The 5314-nt window shown below is 70.9% G+C and carries 7 protein-coding genes and 1 pseudogene; 2 read left to right on the top strand and 6 right to left on the bottom strand.

Features of this window, described 5'->3' with window-relative positions; all coding sequences use genetic code 11:
- Together ON30_RS12040 and ON30_RS12035 are read right to left on the bottom strand one after the other, a co-directional pair.
- Positions 1 to 680 (bottom strand): acyl-CoA dehydrogenase family protein (locus ON30_RS12040; RefSeq protein ID WP_174387471.1); only part of this gene is annotated, 680 nt, incomplete at its 3' end.
- Positions 677 to 1417, bottom strand: a complete 741-nt coding sequence (locus tag ON30_RS12035) for a glycosyltransferase family 2 protein (protein ID WP_051029217.1) — start codon at positions 1415 to 1417, stop codon at positions 677 to 679. The genes ON30_RS12035 and ON30_RS12040, both read right to left, overlap by 4 nt.
- A gap of 606 nt (positions 1418 to 2023) precedes the next feature.
- On the opposite strand from ON30_RS12035, the gene ON30_RS12030 reads away from it, so the two are divergent.
- Positions 2024 to 2227 carry a hypothetical protein gene (locus ON30_RS12030; protein WP_040706668.1) on the top strand — a complete coding sequence of 68 codons (204 nt, stop codon included), beginning with the start codon at positions 2024 to 2026 and terminating at the stop codon, positions 2225 to 2227.
- 167 nt (positions 2228 to 2394) lie between these two features.
- Here the strand turns inward: ON30_RS12030 and ON30_RS12025 are convergent, their stop codons facing one another.
- On the bottom strand, positions 2395 to 2958 hold the full coding sequence (locus tag ON30_RS12025; protein ID WP_040706666.1) for a hypothetical protein: 564 nt from the start codon (positions 2956 to 2958) through the stop codon (positions 2395 to 2397).
- A 301-nt stretch (positions 2959 to 3259) separates the two neighbouring features.
- Complete coding sequence (locus ON30_RS12020; RefSeq protein ID WP_040706672.1) at positions 3260 to 3619, bottom strand: Rv2640c family ArsR-like transcriptional regulator; 360 nt, start codon at positions 3617 to 3619, stop codon at positions 3260 to 3262.
- Positions 3620 to 3720: 101 nt separating this feature from the next.
- Between ON30_RS12020 and ON30_RS12015 the strand changes: the two genes are divergently transcribed.
- Positions 3721 to 4251, top strand: a complete 531-nt coding sequence (locus ON30_RS12015) for an ArsI/CadI family heavy metal resistance metalloenzyme (protein WP_040706669.1) — start codon at positions 3721 to 3723, stop codon at positions 4249 to 4251.
- Positions 4252 to 4292: 41 nt separating this feature from the next.
- Here the strand turns inward: ON30_RS12015 and ON30_RS42245 are convergent.
- Both ON30_RS42245 and ON30_RS12010 read right to left on the bottom strand, forming a co-directional pair.
- Positions 4293 to 4535 (bottom strand): annotated as a pseudogene (locus ON30_RS42245) (cold-shock protein); the annotation flags it as partial.
- Positions 4510 to 4692, bottom strand: a complete 183-nt coding sequence (locus tag ON30_RS12010) for a hypothetical protein (RefSeq protein WP_040706664.1) — start codon at positions 4690 to 4692, stop codon at positions 4510 to 4512. The pseudogene ON30_RS42245 and the gene ON30_RS12010, both read right to left, overlap by 26 nt.
- Positions 4693 to 5314 lie beyond the last annotated feature (622 nt).

Below are 5314 nucleotides of genomic sequence, written 5' to 3'. Positions count from 1 at the left end.
GCGCAGGTGAGCGCGCACCGCGCGGCGTACAGGGCGGCATCGACCGCGCCTCGGTGCGCCCGTAGGAGCAGATCGTCACGAGACGAGCGCAGCAGCGGTTCGGCGACGGCGTAGGCCGCCCCGAGCCAGCACGCCGCGACGCCGATCGCGCCGTGCCAGAACCCGGGCCGCTCCACGTAGCCGCCGGGCGGCGCGACGAGGGTCGCCGGGACATCGGTGAAATCCACCGACAAGGTCGCCGACCGGGTCATTCCCACGCCGTGCCAGCTACCGGGGACAACAGCCACGCCGGGGGCGGACAGATCCACCGCGTACAGCGCGGGACCGTCCTCGGTGGTGGCGGTGACCAGGGCGTGCGTGCAGATCCCGGCCCCGGAACACCAGGCTTTCCGCCCCGAGAGCAGTGTGGCGTCCCCGGCTGTCCGCGCGCGGAGGACGGGATCGGGTGGCTCGGCCGCCCACACGCCCCACAACTGTCCTGGCCGCGGCGGTGTCGCGTCCAGTTCACGGGTGATCGCGTATGCGTCGGCGTGTGCCTCGGTGAGCCTGCCGACGACGATGTCGTCGCGACACAACCGGGTCAGGGCCGCCCAGCGCTCGACGGTGTCACCGGCGCCGGGCAACGGCCATCCCAGGGCGTCGTCGGCGGGGATCTCGTCCCGAGTGGGAGTTCCGCTCACGCGCACTCCACCGTCGCGGCCAGATCCGTCAGATAGCCGCCGAATCCACCCGCCACCCGATTGTCGCGGCGATCGCAGGTCGACACCGTCGGATGCTCCGCCCAGACCGTGCGCGCGCCGCCCTCGCGCATCCGGGTCACGAGATCTTCGTCCTCGCCGACCGCCAGCGGGCCGAATCCGCCCACCGCGTGATAGTGGGCGGCGCGGAATCCCAGGTTGGCGCCGTGCACGTGCCCGTGGCCGTTCGCGAGGCCGCGATGTCGGTAGCGACGTTCGTACTCCGCGCGGACCGGGCCGCCGTGTTCGTGCCATCGCACGGCCACCGTGCCCACCACGAGGTCGGCGCTGCGGGCGTGGTGCACATGGCCGGTCAACCAGTCCTCGGAGACCACGGAGTCGGCGTCGGTGGTGGCGTACCACACGTCGCGGGCGCTCGTATTCGCCGACATCCGTGCGGCCCAATCGAATCCGGCCGCACGCGCGGCGCCCACGTTGCGCGCCCGCACGTGGATCGAGCGCGCCCACCCCGGAACGCGGTCCGCCGAGTCGTCGGTGCACGCGTCGAGGACCACGATCGTGTGCACCGGGATCGACACCGCGGCCGCGGCGCGGCCCAGCGCCGCCATGCAATGCGGCAGCAACCCCTGTTCGTCGTGTACGGGAACCACCACGATCACCATCTCCGGTACCGCACCGGGGGACGACTCGGTTCCGCCCTGCGCTTGCCGCACCACCATCGACACCACCTTTTCCGCAACACACCGCACGTGAGCAAGCAGGCACTACCCGCGACGAGGAAGGGCAAACCGGTCGAGTTCTCCGCGACGGACGACGCACCGCCCCCCGCAGCCGCCACCTTCGGGCAACAACCCGGATATGCCGGTCATCCGAGCGTGCTGTGGCAATCCGGGTATGTCGCTCGCCCGAGCGTGCTGTGGCAACCCGGATAGGCCGCTTGCTCGAGCGTGCTGTGGCAGCCCGGGTATGTCGCTCACCCTGAGCACGCTGTGGCAGCTCGGGTATGGCGCTCGCCCGAACGCGCCGAGGCGATCCGGGTAACCCCGAGCACGCTGGGGGGCAACGCGGGTATGGCGCTGGCCCGAGCGCGCAGTGGCGATCCGGTCGTCGCGCGCCCACCGTGGCGCTCCTGTCGCGGGCGACCTCGTCGTGCCGCCCGCGACGACACCGATGCCCGCCCCGCGCCGATCGCCTCCTCGACGGTGAACTCGGATCGGTGTTTCGCCTCGCTCCGACAGGCAATCCGTTCCGCGAACACCCATCTCGCCGATACCGTTCCGCGGGCAGTCCGCAGGCGGGGTCGGCAGTCGCGTAGGAGGAGCGTCATGTCCACAGACCGCCACCGATCGGCCGAAACGGGTGAGTACGTCACCGAGGAGACCGCGGCGGAGAACCCGCGCACGACCCTGGGGGAGAACGAACCCCACGACGGCGAGCAGCGCCGGGACCGCTCGGCCATCACCGGCCACTTCGTCAAACCCGACACCAGTCGCCGCCACCCCGACACCACGGTCACCGAGAACGGCTGAGCCCGACCCGGTGCCGCATCGCGCCGCCCCCTGCCGGTCCGGGGGCGGCGTTCGTGGTCGACGTCGAATTCGCACGTCCGCCACGCTCCTGACGGTCCGCACTCGCCGTGGCATCGGACGGGTGATCCGTTACGGACGCCCGGGTTTCCGCCTCCGTCCCGACGCGCTCACCGGGGACACAGGAATCGACGCGCCCCGTCGAGTTTGACGGCGCTGTATCGAACCCGCGCGGCGCCGGTCGCCTCGCCGGGTGTTGCTTGTATCCGGGTCGCTCCGAGCGCGGGGTTCGGCTCGCTCGCCGGCCGCTCGAGTAGCCACTCGCACAGGGTGACCCCGTCGAAGGCCATCGCCCACCGCACCTGTGACACCCCGGGCCCGCCGCCCTCGAATTCACGCTGCGCGGGGCACACCGCGCGGACATAGGCGGCGTAGCCGCCGGACGGGATGCGGTCCAGGACGGCCTGTTTGCGGGGGATCTGTTCGGGATCGGCCCGACGGGCCTGCTCGACCGCGGTCTGCGGCGTCATGGGCGTGGCGGGGCCGACCCTTGGCGCCGCCGCGGCGTCCAAGTAGGCGCGTATGCCCAGGAACACTTCGGCCAGAACGGGATTGGGGGCCAACACGTCGACGCATCCGGCGTAGCGGGCGACCGGCGTCGCGGAGCAGGACACCGTCCACCACGAGCACACACCGACCGTGACGGCCGCCGCCGCGGCGAGTCTCGCGCCCACCGCCGTGCACCTGCGCGACCGAGCCATGAACAGTCCTCTCGCCGGCCCCCGAGCGATCCTAGGACCGCTCCGCCGCGTCGAGCCCGCGCAGACCCCCCGTGTCGCGCTTCCCGGAACGAACAGCGCGCGGTGATCGCGAACCGAGCGCGCACCTGGCGTCGTGCTCGTACGACCGTCGGAGCCGGCGACAGCTCAGGGACACCTCGACAAGCGCAGGAATTCGCTGTCGCCCATCCGATGCCGTGCTCACGGCGAGCGATCTCGCGATGGGCCTCGACCTCGCCCGACCGAGAAGGGCCGGTCAGCGACAGCAGTTCGGATCCAGCACCAGGCACAGCGCGGCGAGGGCGTCGCGGCGACCGCGGTGGAAGGTGTTCATGCCGCGGCGTTCGGAGGCCACGAGGCCGGCCTCGCGCAGCACTTTCAGGTGGTGAGAGACCGTCGATTCCGAAACCCCGACCGCTGCGGCCAGGCCGCCGCTGTTCTCCTCCCCGGCGGGACTGGAGAACAGCAGGGATACGAGTTTGACCCGGACCGGGTCGGCCAGGGCTTTGAGCCGCATCGCGATTTCGAGAGCCGCGTCGTCGGTGATCGGGCCTGCGGCGACCGGCGCGCAGCAGACAGGGGCGGACATATCGATCACGGGCAGCGCCTTGGGCATGGCTCCGACCATACCAACCTTATTGACATATGTCGAAGATGTGGGCAGACTCGGCATCGGAAGGACTTCGATATATGTCACACAACCTGGAGGTCATGGTCATGTCCCGGATCCAACTCGCCCTCAACGTCGACGACATCGATACCGCGGTCGAGTTCTACTCGACCCTGTTCGGCACGCAACCGGCCAAACGCAAGCCCGGCTACGCCAATTTCGTCGTCACCGAACCCCCGGTGAAGCTGGTCCTGCTCGAGAATGCCGGCCAGGGTGGCACCCTCAACCATCTCGGGGTGGAGGTCGAGACCTCCGAGCAGGTCCACTCCGAGATCGCTCGCCTGTCCGAGGCGGGACTGTTCACCCAGGAGCAGATCGCGACGACGTGTTGTTTCGCCACCCAGGACAAGGTCTGGGTCACCGGCCCGGATGCCGAACGCTGGGAGGTCTACACCGTGCTCGTCGATACCGAGGAGTTCGGCACCGCCCCGGTCCTGGGCGCGACGCCCTCCACCACCGAGTCGATCGCGGTGTGTTGCGGCACCGTCGAGCAGGCCGCCGCCGAGAACGCCTGCTGCGGGTCGGCCGCGAAGGCCGAGGCCGTCGCTTCCGGCGCGCCTTGCTGCGGCACGGCGTGAGCGGTCCGAGACGACGGCCCGCCGAGGGGTTCGACGTGGGTGGCCTCGGGTCCGCGAGGTGTGTCGGTGGCCGTGTAGCGCACGGTCTGTCCCGGGCGCAGAGTTCGGTATCCGGGCACGGCGATGGCGTTGTGGCGCAGGAAGATCGGCGGACCGCCGCGATCGGGGGTGAGGAACCCGAAGCCTTTTTCGGTGTTGTACCAGGCCACCACGGCGGTGCCGCGACGCGGCCGTGGCCGCAGCGGGTTCGGGTCGGGGTCAGTGGGGGTAGCGGTAGCAGTCATCGGTGTTCGGTGGGATCCAGGCCCGGTCGAAGCGGGCGGGAATGTCGAGGTGAGCGAAGTGCGCGGTGGTCGAATCGGAAAGTGGCACCGGGGGAGTCGGCGTCGAAGGTGGGGATTCCTCGCGATCGGCTTCGCGGGCGGCGGAAACGACGGTCATGAGCGGCAACCTCCGCGGTGGTGGTGGTCGAACGAGTGGGTCCGGCGAGCTCCGGGTTCGCGCCGGAGCGGAGCGGACGGGACGGTGGCCCCGCGCGCCGGTGCGAGCGCGCGGGGCCACCGAACAGGAAGGGCATCACTTCGGGTCGGAACTCTGTGAACGGGCATCACCTCGCTTCCCTGACAGGAGTTGTCGGCCGAAGACGCCGCAGGGGAACCGCGAACGATGGCGCGGTGACCGCGACGGGCCGGATCGCTCGGGCGAGTCCGACGCGCGGGACCCGGCGGCCTCCGGCTTCGGGTGGCGAATCCCGGCACCTCGAGCGCGTACACCGATTGCTGGCCGCGGTGGAGGAGGTAGCCACGGCGGTCCGCATGAATACGCGCGTGGTCGCGGGCCGCGGCGACAGCTTGGTGGTGCGGCAGCGCCTCGATCTCGGGGGCGAGCACCGCCGCCGGGTCCGCACCGGAGTGCGGGGCGGCGGCGCTGCTCGCGGACGCCGCGGTGGTCATGACGCACCTCCCGCGAGAGGCGGGTCGAAATGGACAGGGACGGAGAGGATCAGGCGTCAATGGCCTTCGCGTTGCCGTTGGTGCTGCCGTTGGTGTGGGCCTTGTCGCGT

Source organism: Nocardia takedensis NBRC 100417 (assembly GCF_000308695.1).
GTDB lineage: Bacteria > Actinomycetota > Actinomycetes > Mycobacteriales > Mycobacteriaceae > Nocardia > Nocardia takedensis.
The sequence above is the reverse complement of the archived record's forward strand: the minus strand, read 5'-3'. Positions and strand labels throughout refer to the sequence as shown.

Excerpts from the sequence above, each read along its gene's own strand:
- ON30_RS12030 (WP_040706668.1), top strand. The coding sequence starts at position 2,024 with ATGTCCACAGACCGCCACCGATCGGCCGAAACGGGTGAGTACGTCACC.
- ON30_RS12020 (WP_040706672.1), bottom strand. The coding sequence starts at position 3,619 with ATGCCCAAGGCGCTGCCCGTGATCGATATGTCCGCCCCTGTCTGCTGC.
- ON30_RS12010 (WP_040706664.1), bottom strand. The coding sequence starts at position 4,692 with ATGACCGTCGTTTCCGCCGCCCGCGAAGCCGATCGCGAGGAATCCCCA.
- ON30_RS12035 (WP_051029217.1), bottom strand. The coding sequence starts at position 1,417 with ATGGTGGTGCGGCAAGCGCAGGGCGGAACCGAGTCGTCCCCCGGTGCG.
- ON30_RS12015 (WP_040706669.1), top strand. The coding sequence starts at position 3,721 with ATGTCCCGGATCCAACTCGCCCTCAACGTCGACGACATCGATACCGCG.